Raw genomic sequence first — 26,280 nt, forward strand, 5'->3', positions numbered from 1 at the left:
AAGCGCATTCAATAATAGTACTCTGATTGTTGATTTTATTTTGATAATAAAGTTGTGTTTTTATTTCCATCATTGATTTATAACACTTTTATCTCTTTTGTTTATCCTTTATGGTTAGCTTAATTAAGATGCTCAAATTAATAATATCAAATAAGATAATCATAATAGGAGTGATTAATGACGTATTATAATAATCAATACTGTACATTTTAGTATTTATAAATAGCAATTCATTCAGTTATTGAAAAATTAAGAGATTAATAACTGTTTATTATTAACAAGATAGAATAATAAAACCATTGGCCGATATTATTTTGATTGCCTAGACATTAGATGAAATATTTATTATAACGGTGTAAATCATTATTTCTTAATAAGAATTCATCTAAATATAATCATTGTTTTTTGAAATGACATTCACCACAGCTAAATAAATCATTTAATTCCATTTACGACAGCTAAATAATGAGGTAATTCATGGATCTTCCTTTACAAGGTATCAAAGTACTCGATTTTACAGGTGTACAGTCTGGGCCATCTTGTACTCAAATGTTAGCGTGGTTCGGTGCTGATGTAATTAAAATTGAACGCCCTGGTGTGGGGGATGTGACGCGTAATCAGTTGAGAGATATTCCTGATGTCGATGCGCTGTATTTCACCATGCTAAACAGTAATAAACGTTCAGTTGAATTAAATACCAAAACACCAGAAGGTAAAGAAGTGATGGAACGCCTGATTAAGCAGGCCGATGTTTTGGTTGAGAATTTCCATCCAGGTGCTATCGACCATATGGGTTTTACTTGGGAACATATTCAAGAACTTAACCCTCGTTTAATTTTTGGTTCAATCAAAGGTTTTAATGAAAATTCACCTTATGCAGATGTAAAAGCCTATGAAAACGTTGCACAAGCTGCGGGTGGTGCGGCTTCAACGACAGGTTTTTGGGATGGCCCACCGTTAGTGAGTGCGGCGGCATTAGGTGACAGTAATACGGGCATGCACTTATTAATCGGCTTACTCGCCGCATTGTTGCACCGTGAAAAAACAGGCAAAGGGCAACGAGTGACGATGTCAATGCAAGATGCAGTATTGAACCTGTGTCGTGTTAAGTTGCGTGACCAACAGCGTTTAGAAAAAGTGGGTTACCTCGAAGAGTATCCTCAATATCCGAACGGTAAGTTTGGTGATGCGGTACCTCGTGGAGGTAATGCGGGGGGCGGTGGCCAACCCGGTTGGATTTTAAAATGTAAAGGTTGGGAAACTGACTCAAATGCGTATATTTACTTCACAATTCAAGAGCAGGATTGGGAGCAAACCTGTATTGCTATTGGTAAACCTGAGTGGGCAAAAGACCCCGCTTACAGCACACCGCAAGCTCGTCAGCCGCATATTTTTGATATCTTTGCTGAGATTGAGAAATTCTTAGCGGATAAAGACAAGCATGAAGCGGTTGAATATCTTAGTCAATACGGTGTGCCATGTGCACCAGTACTTAGCATGCGTGAGATAGCACGTGATCAATCACTGCGTGATAGCGGCAGTATTGTTGAAGTTGAGCAACCAAAACGCGGTACTTACTTAACCGTTGGTTGCCCTATGAAGTTCTCCTCTTTCACCCCTGAAATTAAAAGTGCACCACTGTTAGGCGAGCATACCGAGGAAGTGTTAACTGAATTGGGTTATAGCGCGGAACAAATTGCGTCAATGCGGACTAACAAAGCGATTTAATCTTAAATTAGGGAACGTTGCTGAAAGTTCCCTACGCACTTTTCTGTATTTTATGAGGTGGACATGTCGACTGAACAAACCCAAAACTTAACCGATGGTATGCATATTATCGTCGATGCTCTGAAAAAAAATGGCATTGATACCATTTATGGTGTTGTTGGTATTCCTGTGACAGATATGGCTCGTCACGCTCAAGCCGAAGGTATTCGTTACATCGGTTTTCGTCACGAACAATCTGCGGGTAATGCTGCGGCAATCAGCGGTTTTTTAACGCAAAAACCAGGTATTTGTTTAACCGTATCTGCACCAGGATTCCTAAATGGTATGGTGGCTCTCGCCAATGCGACGACGAATGGTTTTCCCATGATTCAAATCAGTGGTTCCAGTGATAGAGCGATTATCGACCTACAACAGGGCGACTATGAAGAACTGGATCAAATGAATACAGCGAAACCCTTTGTTAAAGCTGCTTATCGTGTCAATAAGCCTGAAGACTTGGGGATCGCGCTAGCACGTGCAATCCGTGCTGCTGTTTCAGGTCGTCCGGGAGGCGTTTATCTGGATTTAACCACAGAAGTACTGGCTGCTGTGATGGATAAAGATGAAGCAGATAAAACCATTTTTACTGTTGAAGATCCTGCTCCTCGCCAACTGCCAGCCCCTGAGTCTGTTGATAAAGCCCTTAAATTGCTAGCGTCAGCTAAACGACCGTTAATTATTTTGGGTAAAGGTGCAGCTTACGCACAAGCAGACGAAAATATTCGTAAATTCATTGAAACAACAGGTATTCCTTATTTACCGATGTCAATGGCGAAAGGGTTATTACCGGATGATCACCCTCAATCAGCGGCAGCAGCACGCTCGCATGCCTTATCTAACGCCGATGTTATCGTATTGATGGGAGCTCGCTTGAACTGGTTGTTAGACCATGGAAAAGGTAAACATTGGTCTCCGGATACACAGTTCATTCAGCTGGATATTGAACCGTCTGAAATTGATAGTAATCGCCGTATTACGGCACCTGTGGTGGGTGATATCTATTCGAGTATTGAGTTATTACTGGCTGGATTGGCCTCAACGCCTGTGAAATCTCCAAGTGATTGGATGGCGGGTATTGATGATATCAAAAAAGCCAATAGTGAGAAAATGGCGGTTAAGTTAAACACTGATACTTCACCGATGAATTATTTCAACGCGTTACGCGCCATTCGCGATGTATTAGTTGATCATAAAGATGTCTATGTGGTGAATGAAGGCGCTAATACGCTCGATAACGCACGTAACATCATCGATATGTACAAACCTCGTCAGCGTTTAGACTGTGGTACTTGGGGAGTTATGGGCATTGGTATGGGGTATGCGGTAGGCGCCGCCGTGACGAGCGGAAAACCTGTTGTTGCCATTGAAGGCGATAGTGCTTTCGGTTTCAGTGGCATGGAAATTGAAACTATCTGCCGCTACAAACTTCCTGTCACCATTTTGATTTTTAACAATGGGGGCATTTACCGTGGGGACGGCGTGAACTTGCATGGTGATGCAGATCCTTGCCCTACTGTATTAATGGCAGGTGCTCGTTATGACAAGATGATCGAGGCTTTCGGTGGCATCGGTTATAACGCAACGACACCGGATGAGATTCAACAAGCGTTAAAAGCAGGTCTTGAGTCCGGTAAGCCAACATTAATTAATGTAGTTATTGACCCAGCGGTGGGAACTGAAAGTGGCCATATTGGAAACTTAAACCCGAAATCTGTGGTGAAAAACTAGTTATTACTTAATTAAATAAAAGTAAGCATTACATCTGTGCCATTTATATATTAAATGGCACAGGGCTGCTTTTTGCCAAAAAAAGGTGAGTCTGATGGCCGATTTTATGTTTAAGATATTTATGAGTGATCTATTACCCATAATTATCATTATGATTTTGGGATACGCGAGCGGTAAACGTAACGTATTTACCAACGATCAAGCCAAAGCATTTAATAAATTGGTATTAAACTATGCGTTACCAGCCGCGTTATTTGTCTCGATTGTACGTGCAAACCGCGAAATGATTTTTGCTGATACTAAGCTAACCATTATTTCTTTTGTCGTCCTGTTGGTCTGTTTTTTCTTCTCTTTCTTTAGCTGTAAATACATTTTTAAACATAGTCGTGGTGAAGCCGCGGTGTGCGCACTGATCGCCGGTTCTCCTACTATCGGTTTCTTGGGTTTCGCCGTACTGGACCCTATTTATGGCCAAACTGTCTCTACAGGTTTAGTGGTCGCCATTATCTCGATTATTGTTAATGCTATTACTATCCCAATTGGGTTGTTCTTACTGAATCCTTCTAATGCAGATGGCAAAAAAGGTGGCGGTGGAATGGATGCCTTGATTTCGGCGTTCAAGGAGCCGGTTGTTTGGTCACCAGTCTTAGCAACCGTTTTGGTATTAATTGGCATTAAAATCCCAGATATGTGGGACCCCACTTTTGATTTGATTGCTAAAGCTAACTCGGGAGTGGCGGTCTTTGCTGCGGGCCTGACTCTGGCTGCGAATAAGTTCGAGTTTGACGGTGAGATTATCTACAACACCTTACTTAAATTAGTCTTAATGCCTGGCCTATTATTACTGGTGGGTATGACCTTTAATATGAGTTCAGAGCAGTTACAAATGATGGTATTAGCAGGAGCATTACCTCCGGCATTCTCAGGTATTATTATTGCGAGTCGCTTTAACTTGTACACTCGTACAGGAACCGCCTCTCTGGCCGTGAGTGTGCTTGGTTTTATCATCGCCGCACCGTTGTGGATTTATATCGCGCGTTTAGTTGCATAAATAAATGGAGGTGAGGTCGCCGCTGGCGGTCTCACCTCTGTTATGACATAAAGGAGTGATTATGGCTTTTCCACTTCCACTTGAAGGCATTCGTGTTCTCGATTTTACTGGCGTACAGTCTGGCCCATCATGTACTCAAATGTTGGCATGGTTTGGGGCGGACGTTATTAAAATTGAGCGACCGGGTATTGGAGATGTTACCCGTCATCAGCTCAGGGATATCCCTGATATTGATGCACTCTATTTCACTATGCTCAATAGTAATAAACGCTCACTAGAATTAAACACGAAGACGCCAGAAGGCAAAGAAGTGATGGAGAAGCTGATCCGCCAAGCCGATATTTTGGTTGAAAATTTCCATCCCGGCGCTATTGACCATATGGGGTTTACCTGGGAAGTCATTCAGCAGCTCAATCCACGTTTGATTTTTGGTTCAATCAAAGGTTTTAATGAAAATTCGCCATATGCGGATGTGAAAGCCTATGAAAATGTTGCGCAAGCGGCGGGGGGATCTGCATCCACGACAGGTTTTCCGGATGGGCCTCCAGTCGTTAGTTCCGCAGCGTTAGGTGATAGTAACACAGGGATGCATCTCTTAATTGGTTTATTAGCGGCATTACTACAACGTGAAAAAACGGGGAAAGGGCAGCGCGTAACCATGTCGATGCAAGATGCGGTACTCAATTTATGCCGTGTCAAAGTGCGTGATCAACAGCGCTTGGAAAAGCTTGGCTTTTTAGAAGAGTATCCACAATACCCGAATGGGTCATTTGGTGATGCAGTTCCACGAGGCGGCAACGCAAGTGGTGGTGGTCAGCCCGGTACGATGCTGAAATGCAAAGGCAGTGATACTGATCCAAATGCTTATATCTATTTTATTAATCAGGATCATAACTGGGAAAATACGTGCGATGCAATTGGTAAGCCGGAATGGAAAACGGATCCTGCTTTTGCGACGACAGAAGCGAGAATGAGCCATATTCAAGACGTTTGGGATGCGATTGAAGAGGTCGCTAAAGACAAAGATAAACATGAGCTGACGGATTATTTTGATCAGTTTGGTGTGCCTTGCTCTGCGGTATTGAGCATGAAAGAGATTATGTATGACCCCGCTTTGCGCGCTAGTGGTTCTATTGTTGAAGTCAAACAGCCATTAAGAGGTCACTATTTAACGGTTGGTTGCCCAATGAAGTTTTCAGCTTTTACGCCAGAGATTAAAAGCGCCCCACTTTTAGGTGAGCATAATAATGAAATCTTAAAAGAGTTAGGTTATAGCGACCAACAAATAGCGTTAATGAAAACTAAAAACGTTATTTAACGTATTCAGCCCAATTAATTATAAATAGGTTAATTGGGCGGTAATGAAATAATGGCATTCAAAATGCTCAAAATAAGAAAATCCATTATTAACTGAAAAAGGTTAATAGCTCAAATTAAAGGTTTTTTACCTCACCCATTAGGGTGAGGCGGTTTTATTCGCCAATTATTTAAATACTCATTATTTGTTATCGCGGCTTATAGCGAGACGACACTATTTTATTTTTGACAATAACTTTTGTTATTAAATAAGGATTAATAATATGAATAATTTAACCGTCAAGAAAAGCAGTAAAGTGGCTGCTGTTGATTTTGTTCCGGCTTGGGGCGACCTAGAGGGCAATATTCGCCGCCTAGTGGAAGCCGCAGAAAAGGTTGCTGCACAAGGCGTTGATTATGCGGTATTCCCAGAAACAGCGGTGAGTGGCTATTTATTTTCAGACTCAGCAGAGTTAGCGCCTTATTTAGATACGATTCCGGGTAAAACGACAGAGGCAATCTTGCCTGTATTGGCGCGTACAGGTATGTATATGAGTGTTGGTATTGCGGAACGTGATACGGATACAGGGATCGCCTATAACTCGGCAGTATTAATGGGGCCAGAAGGCATTATTGGTAAGTATCGAAAAATAGGCCTAAATTCACAGGATCAAAAAGTGTTCGCCCCCGGAAATACAGGCGTGAATACCTTTGATACTCCGATTGGTCGTATTGCTTTGTTGATTTGTTATGATGATACCTATTGGCAATATGTGCGTTTAGCAGCCTTAGAAGGTGCGCAAATTTTAGGGTGGCATTCAGTATCAGATCGTATGATGCCTAATGCTACACCAGCTGAAATGCTTGGAGACCACTCAACCGTGGCGCATGTTCAGCATATGAGTGCGTTTAATGGCATGTGGGTGATTTGTGCCACTCGTAGTGGCATTGAAACTAACCCTATCACACATGGTCAGCTTTATTACAATGGAGGGTCGAGTGTATGGGCACCTTCAGGGCATAAAGTGGCGCAATCTCCGGTTCTAAGCCCACTTGAATTAGAGCCAGGCCTTAATGGAATATACAGCGCAACGATTGACCTTGATGAAGCAGATAAACAGCGCAATGCATTATTAGCAAAACGTCGCCCTGAATTATATTTCCCAACATTAGCTTTTCATCGTAGCCCAACAGATGCAAATGCAACGACTACAAAAACGCAAGCAACGTTGATTGCAGCACAATGGGAGAAATCCGTGTCTGATTTATCGTCGGTCAAAGTGGAGGAAAATGCGTTATTAGTACTGCCTGAGTTGTCTGCATTGCCTTATACCAATGATCCGAATGTCCTACTAACCCATGCAGAGAAACAAGGTGGCGCTTTTGAGCAAGCATTAGGTCAGATCGCTTCTGAAGGGAAAGGCTATGTCGTTGGAAGCTATCCTGAAATTGATGTTGATAAATTATATCATACGGTCGTATTAGCTGGCCCTGCGGGAGATATCTTAGCAAGATATCGTGTCACTCATCTCAATGAGCGTGATAAAGGTTGGGCAAGCGCGGGTCACTCTGTCAGCGTGACCACAACACCGATTGGACGTATCGCGCTCGCCGCTGCGCACGAATTAGAAGTGCCCGAGCTAGGTGGGCTATATAGTACTTTACGAGCAGATATTATTGCAGCTCCTGCCGGCCTGCCAAGTGATTTACGTGTTGAGATCGACAGCCATCTTTATTCTGTTGACAATCCGCCAACAGGTCGAGCCGACTTTATTCCGTATGCTATCGCAACGTTAAATCAGCTATGGGTAGTGTGCGGAGGACGAAGTGAAAGAGATTTCACGTCAGCAGCAATCTATGGACCTGAACCCGTCGTGTTAACACCAACACTGACCGCAGAACGCGGTGCAGCAGATGTTAGATTACAAGCACAGGTACCAGCACCCTATACTTGGATTAACCAAGAGCGTCTTATTAGTGGGCAACAAGCGATTTGGTTTCCCCCTCTTGTATCTTAATTAATCTCAATTTATTCATGTGGTTAGGTAGGCATCCAGCGGATTGCCTACCTATTTGATGACAAAGATAAAAATGAATATAACAGCCGCTCAAACTTTTTATACAAAGCAAACCCTGATCAAAACATTACATTTTTTTGGGGTCGTCGCCTCGTTATTTTTAATTGCGAGTATTTCACTTGAAACCTTCAGACATGATCCTTTCTTAGCGCACTCGATTTATTTTGATATCCAGTTCTGGATTTGCATCTATTTTACTCTCGACTTTTTTATCTTTTTATTTCTTTCGAAAGAGAGAAAAAAATTTATTGCTAAGTATTTTATTATTATTTTTCTCTCTATCCCGTATTTAACCATCTTAGATTATACGTCGATTCAATTTACGGAAGAACAAATTTACCTAATTCGTTTTATTCCTCTTTTTAGAGGTGGTGCCGCTTTTGTCATGCTTATGATGATGGTCGTAAAACGAAATACCACTGCCTTATTTGTTTCTTACATCATCCTACTTTTTTCAACGGTGTATTTTATTAGCCTAATTTTCTTTATTTTTGAGCGAGGCAATAATGCAGACGTTAAAAATTATGGTGATGCGATTTGGTGGGCTGCGATGACAGTAACAACACTTGGTTCCAATATTATTCCCGTCACAACCGCAGGAAAAGTGGTGACTACACTATTAGCGGCGACAGGCATGACGGTATTTCCAATATTTACTGTTTATATTACCTCGGTGATCAGCCGACTAAGCCAATCTAAAAAAGTATTATCAGGAAATCCTGATGCACTGTAATCACACAAAATAACCATACTTGATAGGTTTAATCATAATGACAACATCAACATCGAAAATTCCTTTTATGCAATTGCCAACCATTGCCTTTTTATTGGCAATAACCTCGGGCATGCTTGATGGCTATGCTTTTTTTACGACTAAATCATTTGCCACTTTTCAGTCGGGTAACATCATCATGTTAGGCTATGAATTTGCTAAACACGGCATGATGGCAACCGTTCCCTACATTATTGCGATTTTTTCATTTGGTGCTGGTGCCATGCTACTGGCGCTATTACGTTATAAATACAACACCAATGAGAAAACATGGACATTTACCCTATTATCATTAGAAATCATGTTGTTACTGCTGCTTATCGCTTATATTTACTTTTTTAATGTTGCCGCGAGTGGTTTCCATGCCGTTTGGGCGCTGTCCTTTATTGCGGGTATGCAAGGTAATGCATTCCATAAAATTAATGGCATGCTATACGGTAATATTGCCGTGACACTGAATGTTCAACTCGGGTTTAGTTCATTAGCAGAATCCGTTGCGTTTAAAGGACCAGAAAGAAAAGAGGCGCTTTATAAAAGTTATTGCTACTTTTTAACTTTATTTGGCTTTGCGGGTGGGGCTTTTATGATGGCCATGTTAGCTGACTATGCGAGAGAGTACGCATTATTAATTACCCTAATCCCATTATGTTTGATTTTTACCCTTGGGCGGCATTTCTCAAGAGAAAATAGTGGACAGTCTATCGACTCTAACTAAGTAGAATATCCGGAAGGTATTGAGTCTATTGTAGTGATATTGAGTCAACTCACTTTACTTGAAATAAAGAATCACAGGCGAGTTAACTCGCCTGTGATTAAAGCAAATATTATTGTTTGATGACCATTGTACTTTCTCATCTTACTATCCATGTCATAGCATGACGCTTTCGCCGCTAAATAACGTCTCGATAATAAGCGAATGTGCTATTCATTCATTTTCATGGCCTCATTGATCACGGTTTCCGATAGCATCTCATGGGGAAACACCAATATTATCTTAAAGGCAATCACCATGCGCCCACTCTACGTTGGGTCATACTGTTGCGCTGCGCTCATTTCCCATCATTGCGATTGAATAACACTTAATCGAAGATCATTTCATCACTTTGGCAGGTCAAAAAATTTCGTTAGCGTAAAGTGATTAACTTCAAAGAAGAGAGCGAATAGAGGCTATTTCTCAGAGCATAAACCGCTAAAGGTACAAGGTTAAGTGATGAAGTCGCTTTATTAGATGGATTTTTACTTAGCTCCTTAAAAGGAAACTTGCTGATACCAAGGCAACAAGGTAGCTACCTAGCGACTTTTGTTTTATCCTGAGCAGTAGATAACAGCAATTTTCGCTGAATAAGCATAAAATACGAACAATAAATCCGAGGATATGGCTAGCATTCCCTCGGATAAGTCGTTTAAAAAATTTAAAAGAGAGCAATGCGATGGGTATTCGTATCGTCCCTAAAGAAGAATTAGGGCAAGAAAGACTGAAAGAAAAAGGTATTGGTTTTATTCCTCCTGTCCTATTTCCGAATTTGAAGAGTCTATATCAGCGTCGTGCTGAAAGATTAAAAGAACTCGGCGCTGGAGAACATCCTTTTGCAGGTTATCTTAATTTTGCCGCTGAAGTGGCCACTGCACAGAATAATGCACAGCATGATAATCCATTAGAAATGGATATGAATGCGGTATTAGAGCGAGCGACAGCGAGTCATAATTCGCCTCTTGATGTGAAAACATTTCCGCGTACAGCACATTGGCACAAGCTTCTGCATTCGATTATTGCGGAATTATTACCTGTAGTACCTGAGTCTGTGCGTCCTGCACTGGAAAATCTCGATAAAGCCTCGGCCAATGAGCTTGAAGAGATGGCCTCCGCATTGCTGAATGAACAGTTCGAAAAGGTACCGGCGGATAAATCAATGTTTATTTGGGCGGCACTCTCTGTTTATTGGGCTCAAATGGCAGCGCAAATTCCGGGTAAAGCTCGTGCGGAACATGGCGATCATCGTCATTTATGTCCGGTTTGTAATAGCATGCCAGTATCAAGTATTGTCCAAATTGGGACAACACAAGGCTTACGTTATTTACACTGTAATTTATGTGAAACCGATTGGCATATGGTTAGAGTGAAATGCAGTAATTGTGAACAAACAGGTAAGCTGAACTATTGGTCTCTTGATGATGAAAACGCGGCCGTTAAAGCAGAAAGTTGTGGTGATTGTGGCAGCTACCTCAAAATTCTTTATCAAGAAAAAGACGCAAAAGTTGAAGCTGTTGCTGATGATTTAGCGTCTATTATTCTCGATGCACGTATGGAAGAAGAAGGCTTTGCTCGTAGTAGCCTTAATCCATTCTTGTTTCCCGGCGAAAAATAGTCACTAAAAGAGAGTAACCATGATGTCAGACTCCACTGCCGCGCTATACCGCCAGCTTCCTGCTATTGATAAGTTACTGCAACTCGACGAGGTACAAACCCTCGTCATTGAATCAGGGCATCATTGGGTGACTGAGCAGTTACGAGATATGCAGCAGCAAGCCCGTGAGTTTATCCAGCAATATGAGCAATTGCCTGCATGGCACGCTGACTGGGTGACAGAGCTGACTAAACGTCATAACAGATTACAGGAAAGTGCGATAAAACCCGTTTTTAACTTAACGGGCACGGTACTACACACGAATTTAGGTCGTGCGGTAATGGCGCAATCTGCCGTTGAGGCGGTGAATAAGGTGATGAGTTCACCTGTAACGTTGGAGTACTCTCTTGATGGTGCCACGCGAGGGCATCGTGACCGCGCTTTGGCTGACTTATTTTGTCAATTAACTGGCGCAGAAGATGCCTGCATTGTTAATAATAATGCGGCAGCTGTTTTATTGTTATTAGCGACTGTCGCGCAAGGTAAACAAGTGATTGTTTCGCGCGGCGAGCTCGTTGAGATTGGTGGGGCTTTTCGAGTGCCTGATGTGATGGCACAAGCAGGTTGCCAACTCGTGGAAGTCGGAACAACCAATCGAACTCATTTACGTGATTATGTTAATGCTATCAATGAACACACTGCATTATTGATGAAGGTGCATACCAGTAACTACAGCATTGAAGGTTTCACCGCAGAAGTTGAAGGTGCCGAGCTGGCTGAGTTAGGTAAGCAGTATCAATTGCCGACAGCAATTGATTTGGGCAGTGGATCAATGATAGATATGACAGCGTATGGTTTACCTGCTGAGCCAATGCCACAAACGTATCTTTCGCAAGGGATTGATTTGGTGTCGATTTCGGGTGACAAACTGCTGGGAGGGCCGCAAGCAGGGATCATTCTCGGCAAGAAAAAATGGATTGAAGCCATTCAAAAGCATCCGCTTAAACGTGCATTACGTGCCGATAAAATGACATTAGCGGCATTAGAAGCGACATTAAAACTGTATTGCACGCCAGAAAAACTGGTTACTGAACTACCGACATTACGTTGGTTAACCCGTAGTGCCGATGAAATTAAAGCGCGTGCGCAGCGTTTGATTGTTCCCTTGCAGGCTTTTTATGGTGATAAATTTGTGGTTGAAATCGAACCTTGTTTATCCCAAATCGGTAGTGGGTCTTTACCGGTTGATAGGTTGCCAAGCTATGCTGTGACATTTACGCCATTTGATGGGCGAGGAAATACATTGGCCTTACTTATGGCACGTTGGCGTCACTCTGCCCAGCCTGTGATAGGCCGATTGAAAGAGGGTAAATTATGGCTGGATCTCCGTTGTTTAGATGATGAACATGCATTATTGCAGGTACTGCTTTCATGATTTTTGCTACCGCTGGCCATGTTGACCATGGTAAAACTTCATTAATTCAAGCGATTACTGGGGTGAATACCGCCCATTTACCCGAAGAGAAAAAGCGCGGCATGACCATCGATCTTGGTTATGCGTATTGGCCTCAACAAGATGGCAGCTCAATTGGCTTTATTGATGTTCCTGGGCATGAAAAATTTTTAGGTAATATGCTGGCAGGCGTTGGTGGTATTCAACATGCTCTGTTGGTGGTGGCGTGTGATGATGGTGTTATGGCGCAAACACGAGAACACTTAGCCATTTTGCGCTTAGCGGGCTGCCAGAAAATAACGGCTATTTTAACCAAAGCAGACAGAGTTGATGAAAAGCGTATCACTCAAGTTATTCAACAAGTACAGGATGAACTTCATCAACAAGGTTGGTCTGGCCCCGTTCTATTTGTGACTTCAGCTAATAATGGTTGTGGTATTGCTGAGTTACAAGCATACCTGCAACAATTACATCAAGAAGCAACCGATCATCAAAACCCCCAACAACGTTTTCGATTAGCTATTGACCGTGTATTTCATGTCAAAGGCGCAGGGATAGTGGTCACCGGTACCGCTTTGGCAGGGCAAGTTCAGCTAGGTGAGAGTTTATGGCTGACGGGAGTTGACACCTCCGTTCGTGTCAGAGGAATTCATAGGCAAAACCAACCCGCAGAATTCGCGCAAGCGGGGGATCGTGTTGCATTAAATCTTACTGGTGACGTCGATAAAGCAGAGATCACCCGTGGTGATTGGTTACTCTCTGAAAAGCCATTTGCAGCGGCAACCCGAGTGATTGTTGAATTAAAATGTGATTCAGTGATTAAACATTGGCAGCCTGTGCATTTATATCATGGTGCCAGCCATATCACGGGGCGAGTATCCTTATTGACCGAATTCGCAACAACGCCTTTGCTGGCGGAACTTATCCTCGATACGCCTTTGTGGTTAGCAGATAATGATCGTCTCATTGTGCGTGATATTAGCGCCCGTGAAACCTTGGCAGCCGCAAGAGTGATCCGATTAACTTCTCCACGCAGAGGGAAAAGATTACCTGAATTTATTGACTGGCTACAACGTCTTTGTTCGGCGAACGATGAACTCACCCATTTGAAATTACAGCTGCCGAATGGTGAATTAAATTTAAAGAGCTATGGGTGGTCTCGTCAGTTAACACCTAGCGCACTGGAGCCGTTGTTAACTCAGGTGGAATTAGTTCGTGTCGGTGATTTAGTGCTATCCGCTTTTAAGGCTCAAGTCGCGAAAGAGCGATTAGTGCAAACGTTAGAAGATTTCCATGAGGTTCACAGTGACCAAATCGGTGTCAGTAAAGCGAGATTAAAGCGGATGGCATTACCAACAATGAGTGAATCATTAGTTTTTAAATTAATTAATGAGCTGATTGTTGATGAACGTATTAAGCAAACGCGTGGTTGGCTGCATATGCCGCAACATGGTCTGGTATTCGATGCAGAACAACAACGCATTTGGCAACAAATAGTTCCGTTATTTCCTCGTATAGATGCATGGTGGGTTCGCGATATTGCAGCAGAGCTTAACCAGGATGAAAACCTGATACGAGGTGTGATGAAAAAAGCAGCACAGATGGGATTCGTGACGGCAATTGTACGTGATCGCTATTATAGTAGTGATGAAATCAAACAATTTGCTGAGTTAATCTTACGATATTGTCTTGAAAAAGAAGAAATTTGCGCTGCTGATTTTCGGAGTGAATTAGGGATTGGTCGTAAGTTAGCGATTCAGATACTCGAATTTTTTGATAAAAGTGGCTTTACGCGGCGTAAAGGTGATGGACATTTTTTACGTGATAAAGGCATTTTTGCCGAATAGATTTATCGTCTAAATTAGTTAGAATAGCCAGTCAATTCGTGGCGGTCTCTGCCTATTGAAGGCCGTCGGTACTCACATATTTTGTGGTAAGCTCGATGAAAAAAAGCGTATTTTCTGCCATTTATCTCACACTGATTTTAATTGCCTCCCTTTTCCTTGTTTTTGAAAAAAGTGGTGTGATTTACCCAGCATTGATTTCGATCAGTGTTTACGCCGTGATCTTTGGGGGACTCTATTTTCTTTCTGCAAGATGGCTATTTTCGGCGGTTGTCACGAGTACGCTATTTATTATTATTAAATTCCTTAACCAACTCAAAGTCCATTATTATAAAGAACAGTTATTTTATTCCGATATCAGTGTCATGACAGACACCTCAAATATCGGAACATTGGCTCATTATTGGTTGGCTGGTGTTGCGTTGATTGGCTTATTGATCTTATTCGTGGTGAATGCAGTACTGAGCTGGCGTTTATTATCGCCTAAACGATCATTTGTGTGGCGTTTATTGGCGATTGTTCTCGGCATTGGTGGATATTTTGGGGCCAGTTTTGCAGCGTCTCACTATTACACGCAATGGACTGAAACCTTGCCTAAGGGGAAGGGCACAGTAACCAATTTAGTTATGTCGGCAAAAAATTCGAGCTATCACTCGCCACAAGTGAAAGGTTCATCCGATTATTTTTTACAAAGAGCAGCTTCTGTCACATTGCCTGTTTCTGCAACCACAGAAAAACCAGACATTTTATTATTGTTACAAGAATCGACAGTCAATCCAAACATCTATCGATTACCTGATGGAACACAGTTGCCAAATCTATTTATGTTCCAACAAGATAACGAATTGATCGCACATAGTCATATGCGTGTACAAACGTTTGGTGGGGGGACTTGGCTATCTGAGTTTGCGGCACTAACAGGGCTAAACAGTGATGATTTCGGCTCACAGAAAAGTGGTGTTTTCTATTTTATTGTCGACCATCTCAACAATAGTTTATTTAAAGAGATGAAAGCGAATGGTTATTATACGGTTGTTTTAACGCCTTTTAACCGTGGAGCTTACCATTCTGGCCATGCATACCAGACGCTGGGTGTAGATAGAATTATTCAACCTCAAGAGTTAGGTTATCCTGGAAAATTACAAGATAACTTATGGACGATCAGCACTGAGGATATGCTGAAATACGCCAAGGAAATTTTAGCGAAAGAAACGGATAAACCGGTATTTATTTTTTCGCTAACGATGTATGAACACGGTCCTTATAAAGATAGTCACAGTGATGATTATGGCTTAAAAGGTAAAGTGAAAAATGCAGATTCAGCGGGCGAATTTAGCCATTATATGGAGAAGATTGTTGCTTCAGATAATGCGATCCGCGATTTTGTTGACTTTATGGCGAAACGAGAAAGGCCACTCATGTTTTTGTATTTTGGTGATCATCAACCGGGTATTAGCTTGAATCAATATCAATCTGATTATGCTAACCCTGCGTTTATCACCCAATTTACGTTACGTGATAATTTAAAATCAGGTAATAGCATCCAAACAGGTAAGCTAACCGATATCGCCTTCCTTGGCGGTATCTTATTAGAACGTGCAAATCTAAAGATTTCGCCATTCTATGAAGCGAATATTAAAATGCGCCATTTGTGTGATGGTAAGTTGGATGATTGTGAAGACAAACAATTATTAGAAAGTTATCACCACTATATCTATCAAACATTACAAGTTGCTAATAAAAAAGCGGAAGAATAAGGTTAATCAATATATCGCGGAGTTTTACTCCGCGATATATTCTCTGTACTGTGGATTAGCGGCGTGTGGCAAGGATTACGCTTGATGCTTTGACCAATGCAGTGATATCGACACCTTTCGTTAATGCCATGTCTTGCAGACTTTCATTGGTAATGATCGCGGTGAGTTCAACACCTTTATTTGTCACTAGGTGAACTGTACTGTTCACAGCCCCTTCAATAATATTACTGACTTTACCGTTAAATTGATTACGTGCTGAAAATAGTAAACCGCAATCCGGTTTTGCGAGTACCACCCACGGGGCTTTAATAATGGCAACGGCTTCTTTGCCGACAGCCAAACCTAATGCTTTGCAGCTTTCGCATGTAATGACAGTTGTTAGCTCTTCACCATTTCCCAATGACAAAACAACCTCATTGTTAACCGCCCCTTCTTTTATTGCGCTAACTGTACCGACTAATTGATTTCGAGCAGAAACTTGCATGATTTACCTCATTCCATTTAATAATAAAAAATCACTCTTCATAGAATAAATGTAAAAGGTGAAGTTAGCTAAAATATGCGCCACGTTCGTGCCTAAGATCACGCCATTCAGATTAATAAGGTACTAGGGGGAATTAAACTCGAGTTCGTAAATATCGCCACGACAGATAATTTCACTGTACTCAATAATTCTGCCAGCTTGAATAGAGCTAGTTTGTCTCACGAGTAAGAGAGGTGCCCCTACCGTCGTGTTTAACCAATTGGCGTACTCTTCATTACAGCTGATAGCTTTGACTTTATGCTGGACACGGCTAAAGTTAATGCCTTGGCTACCCCATAATGCATAAAGGGAGTCGGTGAGTTTTTCCGGTTCAGGGAGGTATTGAGCTGGAATATAGTTATTTTCAAAAGAGACAGGCTGCCCATTTGCGATGCGGATACGCCTCAATTGTGCTATTGGACTATTAACAGGTAAACCTAATTTAGCGGCAATATCCGCGGTAGCCTCAGTTAAGGTGCGAAGTAACCACTGAGTGGTCACCGTTCCTCCCGCTTTAATGACTTGAGAAGTAAAGCCACTTTCATGGGATAGTGAATAGCCTAAATATTTGGCGACTTGTGTTCCCACTCCTTGTTGGCGGATCACCGTTCCTTTCTTTTCCAGAGCCTGCATTGTTTTACTGATTGTCACTCGAGAGAGCTTTAACTGTTGGGCAAGGTAACGCTCCGCAGGAAGATAATCCCCAGCATCGACGATTTTATGTTCAATAGCGGACTCAATCGCATGCTGTAGCTGACGGTACAAAGGTGTCGTTGAGTTCACATCTAGCTGATTTTTTATCCATTCAAGAAAGCGGGCTTGCATTATATTTTTCCATAAAGCTTTCAACAAATTAAGTTTATAACAGACTTTAATATATTCATAATATCATCTAATGGACTTATATTGGCATTATTTTTTCACTGATTGGACTGGTATTGGACTTAATTGCTGCTAATATAATTAATGTTGTTAAGGAAAGTATTGGGAGCAAAAATGGGGCGTAAACCCGACATTCAATCAGCGATTCTTGGATGTTTATATGGTCAGGCGACGGGGGATGCCATGGGCATGCCATCTGAGCTATGGCGACAAGATCGTGTTCAACAGTTTTTCGGCTGGATAGATAATTTTTTGCCAGGGCCAGACGAAAATGTTGCGGCGATTGGGTTTCGTGCCGGTGAAGTGACTGATGATACTCATCAAGCAATTGCGTTAATGGATGCAATTATTACTTGTAATGGTCAGGTAGAGCCGAAGGTGGTGGCACAAAATATTTTAGCGTGGGCGGGACGCATTAATGCTTTCGATAAGAATATTTTTGGACCGACTTCAAAACAATCTCTATTAGCTATTCAAGCAGGCATACCCATTAATGAAATTGTATCAAATGGGGTCACTAATGGTGCGGCAATGCGGATAGCGCCTGTGGGCTGCGTTGCTTCAACTGCGGATCGCAATCAATTTATAAAAACCGTTGAAGCGGCTTGTATTCCGACACATAAGTCGGATATTGCGATTGCAGGTGCCTGTGTCATTGCTTGGGCAATTAGTCGAGCCATTGAGCAAACATCTTGGTCTCAAATAAAAAAAGAACTTCCAATACTTGCCGAAGAGGTTCAGCAGTTGTATGCCTCAACGTTTAGCCCTTCTTTAGGACAGCGAATCTCACTGGCTTTTCAGAAGGCGAACGCGCTACAGAACTGCTCGCCTCAGACAACACTAAAAGAGCTGTACGATTTTATCGGAGCCGGTATGGACACGATAGAATCTATTCCCTGCGCTCTGGCCATAGTCGAGCTAACAAATGGTGATCCTGTCATGTGTGCGAAGTATTGTGCCAACCTGGGGGGAGACACGGACACCATTGGTGCTATGGCCGGAGCGATTTCGGGAGCTCTGTCAGGTATTGAAGCTTTTCCTGAAGAATGGATTGCATTGATTAATAATTCTAATAATATAGATTTCTATCCCTACGCAAAAATACTCAGTACCTTACGCCATTAAGGAGAGTGGAATGAGTGCATTACCTGACACTCCGCAAAAAAATGAAGCTTGGAAAATTGAAAACACGGGTATTGATATCGTTCCCGAACATGAGCGAACAGCTACCCCTCTGGAACTCTTCTGGATTTGGTCCGCCGCGAATATCGGTATACTCGGTATCGTTTATGGCGCGATTATTGTTTCCTTCCGACTCTCCTTCTTTCAATCTCTACTCGCCACCATTATTGGTATAGCCAGTTTCGCGCTGGTGGGCTATATCAGTTTATCAGGGCAGAAAGGCCGCACCTCTACGTTGACGCTGTCGCGCACGATTTTTGGTAAAACAGGTAACATCGCTCCCACATTTTTTAGCTGGATAACACTGATGGGTTGGGAATCCATCAATATGATCACGGGTACGTTGACACTAAAAGCCCTATTTCAAGTAGTTGGATTCAGTGACTCCGTCGCATTAACCGTAGTTTGCATGGTGTTATTTGGTGGATTGGCAATTACGATTAGCTTACTCGGCCAAGCGACCGTCGTTGTGATGCAAAGTTGGATCACGCGTATTTTTGGTACTATGACCTTAATCGCTGCGCTGTATATTATTTGGCAAACAGACTGGAATGCTGTTTTATCAATGCCTTCTGGTAGTTGGTTGACGGGTTTTTTACCCGCGGTATCCATTATTGCCGCTGGAACAGGCATTGGCTGGGGGATAGCGGGAGCAGATTATAGCCGCTACCAAAGTGAACGGTCATCAAAATCCTCTATTTTCAATGCGGTGACCTTTGGGGCCACATTACCGCTATTTATTTTATTATTTACGGGTATTTTGCTTTCTGCTCGTTTGCCTGAATTAGCCTCAGCGGAAAACCCAATTGCATTGATAGGTTCTGAATTACCGAGTTGGATGTCGATCCCTTACTTATTAACGGCGACAGCTGGGATTATCACTATTGCCGTACTCAGCCTCTACTCTGCAAGCCTGAATTTATTAACTATCGGTGTCAAAATTCGCCAAGTTTATGCCGTTGCATTAGATGCTATTTTAGTCATGGGAGTGGCAATTTATATCCTATTTATTTCAGGAGAGTTTATTAACTCATTTATTGCTTTCCTTTTGTTTTGCGGGGTGTTTTTAGCCTCATGGGAAGCGGTATTTATGCTGGATTATGCCGTACTACGGAGCCGAAAAGGCTATGCGTTCGAGCAACTGTTTGGACAATCTAACGCTGGAATCCGTTGGATCCCGCTGTTATGTTGGTTACTCGGTGCACTGGCGGGCCTATTAGTCAGTGATAATGAGTTTATTAAAGGGCCATGGGCGACCGGTATTTTCGAGGGTTCTAGCTTATCTATCCTTCTTTCATTCGTATTAAGCTTTGTACTTTACGGCTTATATCTACTGTTTAGTCGTTCAGCGGAGAAGGTTTAATGCGCACTGTTATTGTGATTGGTGCAGCAGCGGGTGATTGTGTATTGAGTATCGCGAGAATGCCCCGTCGCGGTGAAGACATTGCCGCTCGCGACCATGGATGGCAGATTGGTGGGTGTGCCTTTAATGTCCTGCGTGCTTTAAGCCGTCTACAAATCCCCTTGGTGAATGGTATCCGAGTAGGCAAGGGGCAATGGGGAGAGCGTGTTCGCCACGTATTATCGGAACTGGGTGTAAAGCCTATTTTGACGAGTGATACGCAAGATAATGGCTGGTGTTTCGCCCTCACTGAACCTGATGGCGAAAGGACATTTATTTCAATTCCTGGCTGTGAAGAAGAGTGGAATAGAGCTGAACTACAGGCTCTTCCACTACCTACAGAGGGTATCATCTATGCTAGCGGTTATGAATTAGGTTGCCAACAAGGCGAAGCGTTGCAGGAATGGCTGCTCCATGATTGCCCCACACAAACGATTGTTTTGGACTTAGGGCCACGGCTTGCGGCTCTCCCCCGTGATTTTATCGCCCAATTACCTGCCAATAGAACTATTTTGACAGTCAATCGCGATGAGGCCCGTTTTCTTTGCGGAGACGGTGACTTAATACAACTTGCGGTGGAGTATGCCAACCATAACGGCATCACGTTAATTGTTCGTTTAGATAGTCAAGGGGCATGGTTGTGTCAGCCACATAAACAACCCCAGTTTGTACCCGCGTATCAAGTTTCTGTTGTTGATACGATAGGCGCTGGCGATGCACATACCGCTGGAGTATTAGCTGGATTATCTCACGGGTTGTCATTGAAAGAGTGTGTTGACCTTGGGAACCATGTTGCCGCGATTGTGGTGAGTCAGCAAGGCCCAGCTGGCGCTCCAACAATAACGGAAATACAGCAATCCAATCTGAAAAAAGTCATACCTGAAACGTCTTAATTGTTCTTCAGCGCATTTTTATTTACTGGCAAATAAAACCATTGCTACATTTATAGGTCTTATACTCTAAATTACCATTGAATGGTTCGTCTCGAACTATTGAGTACGGCTTAACGCTAGAAGAACATTAATATGAAATACTTAGTTACTGGCAGTGCAGGTTTTATTGGCTTTAGACTATGTCAGCGTTTATTAGATAGTGGGCATGAAGTTGTCGGTATCGACAACATGAACGCTTATTACGATCAGGGGCTGAAACAATCCCGTCTACATATTCTTGAACACTATCCTCATTTTCGTTTTATCCCACTTGATATTACCGATCGAGAAAAAGTGGTTGTACTTTGTACGCAAGAAGATTTTGACCGTGTGATCCACCTTGCCGCTCAAGCTGGCGTTCGTTATTCACTGCAAAATCCCTTTGCGTATGCAGACAGTAATCTCAATGGCCATTTGGCGATCCTTGAAGGATGCCGACAGGCAAACGTCAAACACCTAGTGTATGCCTCGTCTAGCTCCGTGTATGGCATAAGCAATCAAACACCATTCAGTACTGATATGCCGACCGACCATCCGGTTTCCCTGTATGCAGCAACGAAGAAAGCCAATGAGTTAATGGCTCACTCCTACTCTCATCTTTACCAGTTGCCAACGACCGGTTTACGTTTTTTCACGGTGTATGGCCCATGGGGTCGTCCAGACATGGCGTTATTTAAATTTACTAAAGCCATTTTAGCTGGTGAACCCATTGATGTTTATAATAACGGCAATCTCAGTCGTGATTTCACTTTTATTGATGATATCGTGGAAGGGGTTATCCGTATTTCCGATATAATCCCACAAGCAGACCCAGAAAATGGTTCTCTTTCTCCTGCACAGAGTCGCGCCCCATACCGGTTATACAATATTGGTAATGGGCAACCGGTTCAGTTAACGGATTTTATTGCCGCACTGGAAAAATCCTTAGGCAAAAAAGCGATCAAAAACTTTTTACCTATGCAGGCTGGGGATGTGTATACCACTTGGGCGGATACCGAAGACTTATTTAAGGTGACGGGATATCGTCCACAAGTTTCTATTGAACAGGGTGTACAAGCGTTTGTTGATTGGTATCAGTCATACTATCGCCTGTAACTTATGATATTGATGAAGGATACCCTGTAATCTACTAAGATGGATTTGAGAGGTCAGTTTTGAAAATAGCAATTGCGGGTACAGGCTATGTGGGTCTGTCTAATGCCATGTTACTGTCACAACACCATGAAGTGGTGGCAGTCGATATCATTGCCGAAAAAGTGGCGATGCTGAATAACAAACAGTCACCAATTATTGATGCTGAAATCGAGCAGTTTCTACGGGAAAAAACACTCAATTTCCGTGCCACGCAAGATATCGTTGAAGCCTATACTGGCGCCCAGTACGTGATTGTGGCAACACCGACAGATTATGACCCAAAAACCAACTACTTTAATACTAAATCGGTTGAGTCGGTCATTCATGACGTGCAGAAAATTAACCCCGATGCCACGATTATCGTCAAATCCACTATTCCTGTCGGTTTCACCGAGCGTTTACGTGAAGAGTTCGGCTACACCAATGTCATTTTCTCGCCTGAGTTTTTACGCGAAGGTCGCGCACTTTGGGATAACCTGCACCCTTCTCGTATTGTGGTGGGCGAGCGCTCTGAGCGTGCGGAAACTTTTGCGAACTTATTGCTCGAAGGTGCCATCAAAAAAGACGTTCCTGTGCTGTTTACCGATGGCACGGAAGCCGAAGCGATTAAACTGTTTGCAAACACCTATTTGGCGATGCGCGTCGCTTATTTCAATGAATTAGATACCTATGCAGAAAGCCGTGGTTTGAACGCACGACAAATCATTGAAGGGGTATCATTAGACCCGCGTATCGGCAGCCATTATAACAACCCGTCTTTCGGTTACGGCGGTTATTGCTTGCCAAAAGATACCAAACAGCTATTAGCCAACTATGATGATGTACCGAATAACTTGATTAACGCCATTGTGGAATCAAACCGTACTCGCAAAGATTTTATTTCCGATGCAATTATTGCTAAAGCACCACGTAAAGTTGGTGTCTATCGTTTGGTGATGAAAGCGGGGTCAGATAACTTCCGTGCGTCTGCGGTACAAGGCGTCATGAAGCGTATCAAAGCTAAAGGTATCGAAGTGATTGTGTATGAACCGGTGCTGAAAGAAGATGAATTCTTCCGTTCAAAAGTCTACCGTGACCTTGAGGCCTTTAAAGCGGACAGCGACATCATTTTGGCTAACCGGATGGTGCCTGAAATCGAAGATGTGGCGGATAAAGTGTATACCCGTGATCTTTTTGGTAACGATTAAACTAAGATCCCTTCCAATATATTGCTTCTATCACTAGCCAGTTATCACGCTGGCTAGTTGACTATTTTTTGTCATTTTACTGCCTAGTTTAATTGAATCACTCGAGTAATCTGCAATAATCGCTAAGAAATAAATATCACTAATTGTTAGCATCAGCTTTTAATAGCGGGTAGGGCTGAGTGGCGGGCGATGAATAAAATAATAAAGACACAAAAAAATGGATATCAAGTATACCAAAAAGAAAGTGAGATTGATTATTGGCAAGTTATTGATGATTATATTCAAGGAAAAATTATCGGTAAAAATCTCAATAGTGGAAATATGGAGCGTAGCGTCGCTCGTATTAATATTGATGGAAAAAACTACATTATTAAATGCGAAAAAGAGCGTGATAGTCGTTTAGAAAAACGTATTATGCGTATGATGTACGGCCCTTATTTTTCTCGCTTACTTGTTCGTTTAGTTCAAGCACAAAACCAAGGTTGTACCATCACCAATGATATTTATTTTGTGGCAGAGAAAATGCGATGCCGAGAATCGATTGAAACTTGGATTATTGCCGAATATGTTGAGGGAACGGTACTCTCTGAAATTAACGATATCACCCCTTATTATTCTGAAATAGCAGCATTAATTAGCCAACTGCACGCCTATAATTTATCATCAAATGATATTCATGCCGGTAATTTGGTACTGACTGAGCATGGTCTGAAAATTATTGACTTATCAGATTTTGGTAACCTCGCGATTTGCAAAGCGAATGATTTAATCGCATTAAAACGGTTTTATGGTATCGAACCAGATAAAAAGAGTTTTATGTACCGATTCATTATGTTGCGAAATAATATTCGCCATTGGTCACGTAAAATTCGCGGTAAGAAAACACGTTTATAAAGGAAAGCCATCACAAAATTATTAATGATGGCTAGTTATTCTACTGTGATAAGGCATCAAGAAACTCAGGAATAAAGCTGCCCGTTCCTCGGCAATTTCTCTTCGCAATTTCACCAGCTTGTTTCATGATGGCGCAGGTATTTGCAATATTAAGTAATCGGTCACCAGGTAGGGCACAAGCTGCGGTAACAGCGGCCGATAGCCCGCAACCCGTGCCAACCACACGGGTCATTATGGGGTGTCCGCCTGTTATCGCAATCGTTCTGTGACCATCAGTGACATAGTCAACCTCGCCACTTATCACAATCATGGTGTTGACTTCACGAGCAAGAGCTTGAGCTGCGGGTAAGGCATCATTGGGGGTATTTAATGAATCGACCCCGCGCCCACCTTGACTCGACCCCGCCAATGCCATGATTTCGGAAGCATTACCGCGAATGGCTGTGGGGGTTAGCTTCAACAGTTCTCGACAAAACTGTGTTCGAAACTGAAGAGCGCCCACCGCAACAGGATCTAAAACCCATGGTTTCTGGGCGTGTCGAGCGCTATAAACGGCTAAACGCATTGCAGACTGGCGATCAGAAGTTAAGGTTCCCACGTTAATCAACACACCATCAGCAATCGCCGCAAATTGTTCTGCTTCTTCAGGCTCAATAACCATGGCCGGTGAACACCCTATCGCTAATAAAATATTGGCGGTAAAGGTTTGCACAACATCATTAGTCATACAATGGATCAATGGAGAGTGCACAGTAAATAACTGTTTAGTCTTTGAAATTTGAGTTTCTGAAACAGTTTCAAATTGCATTTTTTTCTCCTCTCCTCGTCTACATAAACTAACGGCTATGATTTAGTCAGATAAATAATTTTCCAACACCATCCCTCCAGCCCCTTGTGCTACCACCTCATATGAGTCATTTGCTGGAAAAATACGTGTTTTAATATGTGGGAATGCGGACATTTTTTCTTCTATCGATTTCTTTGTCATCGCAAAAAAATGATTTTTGGGTGTCAGTGTTCCACCACACACTACAACATCAGGCTGTAATGTCAAAATAGCATTTGCTAGCGCTAGGCCGTAATAATAGGCAGCTTCTTCTAACACATCCAAACACAACTGATCATCCATGGCGAGAGCTTGAAAAATAGTATGGTAATTAATTTCTGCTTCAGTACTAACCAGTTTATTTATTACTGAAGATTTTCCTAAGCGAATTTGCTGAATAATGCGTGTTTTTATCGCTGATAATGAGCTGTATTGTTTCAAACAACCATATGAGCCACATTCACATCGCTGGCCCCGAATATCAATGGTGATATGACCGAAAGCTTGAGCGGTGCTAATTGATGCAGGCGCAAATGTATTATTAATGACGGTACAACTTCGTATATCTGTATCACAGGTTGTAAATAAAAAGCGTTGGCTTTTTGAATGATAGCGTAACCGATATTCGGCAAGTGCAGCGAAAGTAATGCCGCTGCCTAGCGTGACAAAGCAGGGAACTCTGTCATTAATATAACTGAATAAGTCAGTAATTCTTGCATCATACTGACTAAATTCGACCTTATCGCGTTCTAATATATGGTCAATGGCAATGCCGATACCCAATATTTTTTCTGTGGTGAGTTGATGCTCAGATAATAACTGTTCAACTTTTATTAATAGGTTATCCAGCATCTTTTCCGCTGTTTCTAATTGCTCATTTTTTATTTTGAGCATGCCTAAAATATCTAATTTTAAGTTGAGTAATAGAATCGTTGAATAGAGATCACTCATCTCAATACCGACAACATAGCCATCATCAGAGTTAATGCTGTACAGTATTGGCTTACGTCCACCCGTTGACTCGCCAAGCTCTGACGTAGAAATCAATTGGCTTTTACTCAACTCATCAAGCAGTCTTGCACAAGTTGCAGGTTTCATACTCGCCAGTGATGATAACTCTTCCGCTCTAATCGGCCCATGATTCAAAATTAATCGATAAAGCATTTTCAGCTTACGAGTTTTGGAATTCTTAGAGGTGCGAAATTCATTCAATAATGTCAGTAACAA

Annotated in this window: 21 protein-coding genes; 17 read left to right on the forward strand and 4 right to left on the reverse strand. The window is 42.3% G+C overall.

What is annotated here, in order from left to right; all coding sequences use genetic code 11:
* Window positions 1-477 precede the first annotated feature (477 nt).
* The 11 genes from frc (O7C57_RS00340) (at window position 478) to O7C57_RS00390 (ending at window position 16,091) form a co-directional block, all read left to right on the forward strand.
* Window positions 478-1,728: a formyl-CoA transferase gene (gene frc, locus O7C57_RS00340; RefSeq protein WP_269723490.1), complete on the forward strand. Its 1,251-nt coding sequence runs from the start codon at window positions 478-480 to the stop codon at window positions 1,726-1,728.
* Between the two features lie 63 nt (window positions 1,729-1,791).
* Window positions 1,792-3,495, forward strand: a complete 1,704-nt coding sequence (gene oxc / locus O7C57_RS00345) for an oxalyl-CoA decarboxylase (RefSeq protein WP_154622149.1) — start codon at window positions 1,792-1,794, stop codon at window positions 3,493-3,495.
* Window positions 3,496-3,601: 106 nt separating this feature from the next.
* Window positions 3,602-4,546, forward strand: coding sequence for a transporter YfdV (yfdV, locus tag O7C57_RS00350; protein WP_154622151.1), 945 nt, complete (start codon window positions 3,602-3,604; stop codon window positions 4,544-4,546).
* Window positions 4,547-4,607: 61 nt separating this feature from the next.
* Window positions 4,608-5,864, forward strand: a complete 1,257-nt coding sequence (gene frc / locus O7C57_RS00355; RefSeq protein ID WP_163863432.1) for a formyl-CoA transferase — start codon at window positions 4,608-4,610, stop codon at window positions 5,862-5,864.
* A gap of 262 nt (window positions 5,865-6,126) precedes the next feature.
* On the forward strand, window positions 6,127-7,860 hold the full coding sequence (locus O7C57_RS00360; RefSeq protein ID WP_154622147.1) for a nitrilase-related carbon-nitrogen hydrolase: 1,734 nt from the start codon (window positions 6,127-6,129) through the stop codon (window positions 7,858-7,860).
* 73 nt (window positions 7,861-7,933) lie between these two features.
* A complete protein-coding gene (locus tag O7C57_RS00365; RefSeq protein WP_154635715.1) occupies window positions 7,934-8,653 on the forward strand; it encodes a potassium channel family protein in 720 nt (239 codons plus the stop codon).
* A gap of 37 nt (window positions 8,654-8,690) precedes the next feature.
* The gene (locus O7C57_RS00370) at window positions 8,691-9,407 is read left to right on the forward strand and encodes a YoaK family protein (RefSeq protein ID WP_154624751.1); all 717 of its coding nucleotides are present in this window, start codon (window positions 8,691-8,693) and stop codon (window positions 9,405-9,407) included.
* A gap of 715 nt (window positions 9,408-10,122) precedes the next feature.
* On the forward strand, window positions 10,123-11,058 hold the full coding sequence (gene fdhE, locus O7C57_RS00375; protein WP_154624752.1) for a formate dehydrogenase accessory protein FdhE: 936 nt from the start codon (window positions 10,123-10,125) through the stop codon (window positions 11,056-11,058).
* A 22-nt stretch (window positions 11,059-11,080) separates the two neighbouring features.
* On the forward strand, window positions 11,081-12,472 hold the full coding sequence (selA, locus tag O7C57_RS00380; RefSeq protein WP_249999543.1) for an L-seryl-tRNA(Sec) selenium transferase: 1,392 nt from the start codon (window positions 11,081-11,083) through the stop codon (window positions 12,470-12,472).
* Window positions 12,469-14,337 carry a selenocysteine-specific translation elongation factor gene (selB, locus tag O7C57_RS00385; protein WP_269723491.1) on the forward strand — a complete coding sequence of 623 codons (1,869 nt, stop codon included), beginning with the start codon at window positions 12,469-12,471 and terminating at the stop codon, window positions 14,335-14,337. Before selA ends, selB begins: the two co-directional genes overlap by 4 nt.
* A gap of 95 nt (window positions 14,338-14,432) precedes the next feature.
* Complete coding sequence (locus tag O7C57_RS00390) at window positions 14,433-16,091, forward strand: LTA synthase family protein (protein WP_154624754.1); 1,659 nt, start codon at window positions 14,433-14,435, stop codon at window positions 16,089-16,091.
* A gap of 55 nt (window positions 16,092-16,146) precedes the next feature.
* On the opposite strand, the gene O7C57_RS00395 is transcribed toward O7C57_RS00390, so the two are convergent.
* Entirely contained in the window at window positions 16,147-16,575 is a 429-nt protein-coding gene (locus O7C57_RS00395) for a TOBE domain-containing protein (protein ID WP_154624755.1), read from the reverse strand.
* Window positions 16,576-16,698: 123 nt separating this feature from the next.
* Window positions 16,699-17,439, reverse strand: coding sequence for a GntR family transcriptional regulator (locus O7C57_RS00400; protein ID WP_154624756.1), 741 nt, complete (start codon window positions 17,437-17,439; stop codon window positions 16,699-16,701).
* A 171-nt stretch (window positions 17,440-17,610) separates the two neighbouring features.
* On the opposite strand from O7C57_RS00400, the gene O7C57_RS00405 reads away from it, so the two are divergent.
* The 6 genes from O7C57_RS00405 to O7C57_RS00430 all read left to right on the forward strand — a co-directional run bounded on the left by O7C57_RS00405 (window position 17,611) and on the right by O7C57_RS00430 (window position 24,227).
* On the forward strand, window positions 17,611-18,621 hold the full coding sequence (locus O7C57_RS00405; RefSeq protein WP_154624757.1) for an ADP-ribosylglycohydrolase family protein: 1,011 nt from the start codon (window positions 17,611-17,613) through the stop codon (window positions 18,619-18,621).
* Between the two features lie 10 nt (window positions 18,622-18,631).
* Window positions 18,632-20,041: a purine-cytosine permease family protein gene (locus tag O7C57_RS00410; RefSeq protein WP_154624758.1), complete on the forward strand. Its 1,410-nt coding sequence runs from the start codon at window positions 18,632-18,634 to the stop codon at window positions 20,039-20,041.
* Entirely contained in the window at window positions 20,041-20,973 is a 933-nt protein-coding gene (locus tag O7C57_RS00415) for a PfkB family carbohydrate kinase (protein WP_154624759.1), read from the forward strand. The genes O7C57_RS00410 and O7C57_RS00415 overlap by 1 nt, the downstream gene beginning before the upstream one ends.
* Window positions 20,974-21,105: 132 nt before the next feature.
* Complete coding sequence (locus tag O7C57_RS00420; protein WP_154624760.1) at window positions 21,106-22,107, forward strand: NAD-dependent epimerase; 1,002 nt, start codon at window positions 21,106-21,108, stop codon at window positions 22,105-22,107.
* A gap of 59 nt (window positions 22,108-22,166) precedes the next feature.
* The gene (locus tag O7C57_RS00425) at window positions 22,167-23,333 is read left to right on the forward strand and encodes a nucleotide sugar dehydrogenase (RefSeq protein WP_163863421.1); all 1,167 of its coding nucleotides are present in this window, start codon (window positions 22,167-22,169) and stop codon (window positions 23,331-23,333) included.
* Window positions 23,334-23,522: 189 nt separating this feature from the next.
* Complete coding sequence (locus tag O7C57_RS00430; RefSeq protein ID WP_154625027.1) at window positions 23,523-24,227, forward strand: lipopolysaccharide core heptose(II) kinase RfaY; 705 nt, start codon at window positions 23,523-23,525, stop codon at window positions 24,225-24,227.
* Window positions 24,228-24,267: 40 nt separating this feature from the next.
* Here the strand turns inward: O7C57_RS00430 and thiM are convergent, their stop codons facing one another.
* Together thiM and O7C57_RS00440 are read right to left on the reverse strand one after the other, a co-directional pair.
* Window positions 24,268-25,035, reverse strand: a complete 768-nt coding sequence (gene thiM / locus O7C57_RS00435; RefSeq protein WP_163863419.1) for a hydroxyethylthiazole kinase — start codon at window positions 25,033-25,035, stop codon at window positions 24,268-24,270.
* Between the two features lie 42 nt (window positions 25,036-25,077).
* A complete protein-coding gene (locus O7C57_RS00440; RefSeq protein WP_154625025.1) occupies window positions 25,078-26,280 on the reverse strand; it encodes an ROK family protein in 1,203 nt (400 codons plus the stop codon).

It is taken from the genome of Providencia sp. 21OH12SH02B-Prov, assembly GCF_027362595.1.
GTDB lineage: Bacteria > Pseudomonadota > Gammaproteobacteria > Enterobacterales > Enterobacteriaceae > Providencia > Providencia zhejiangensis.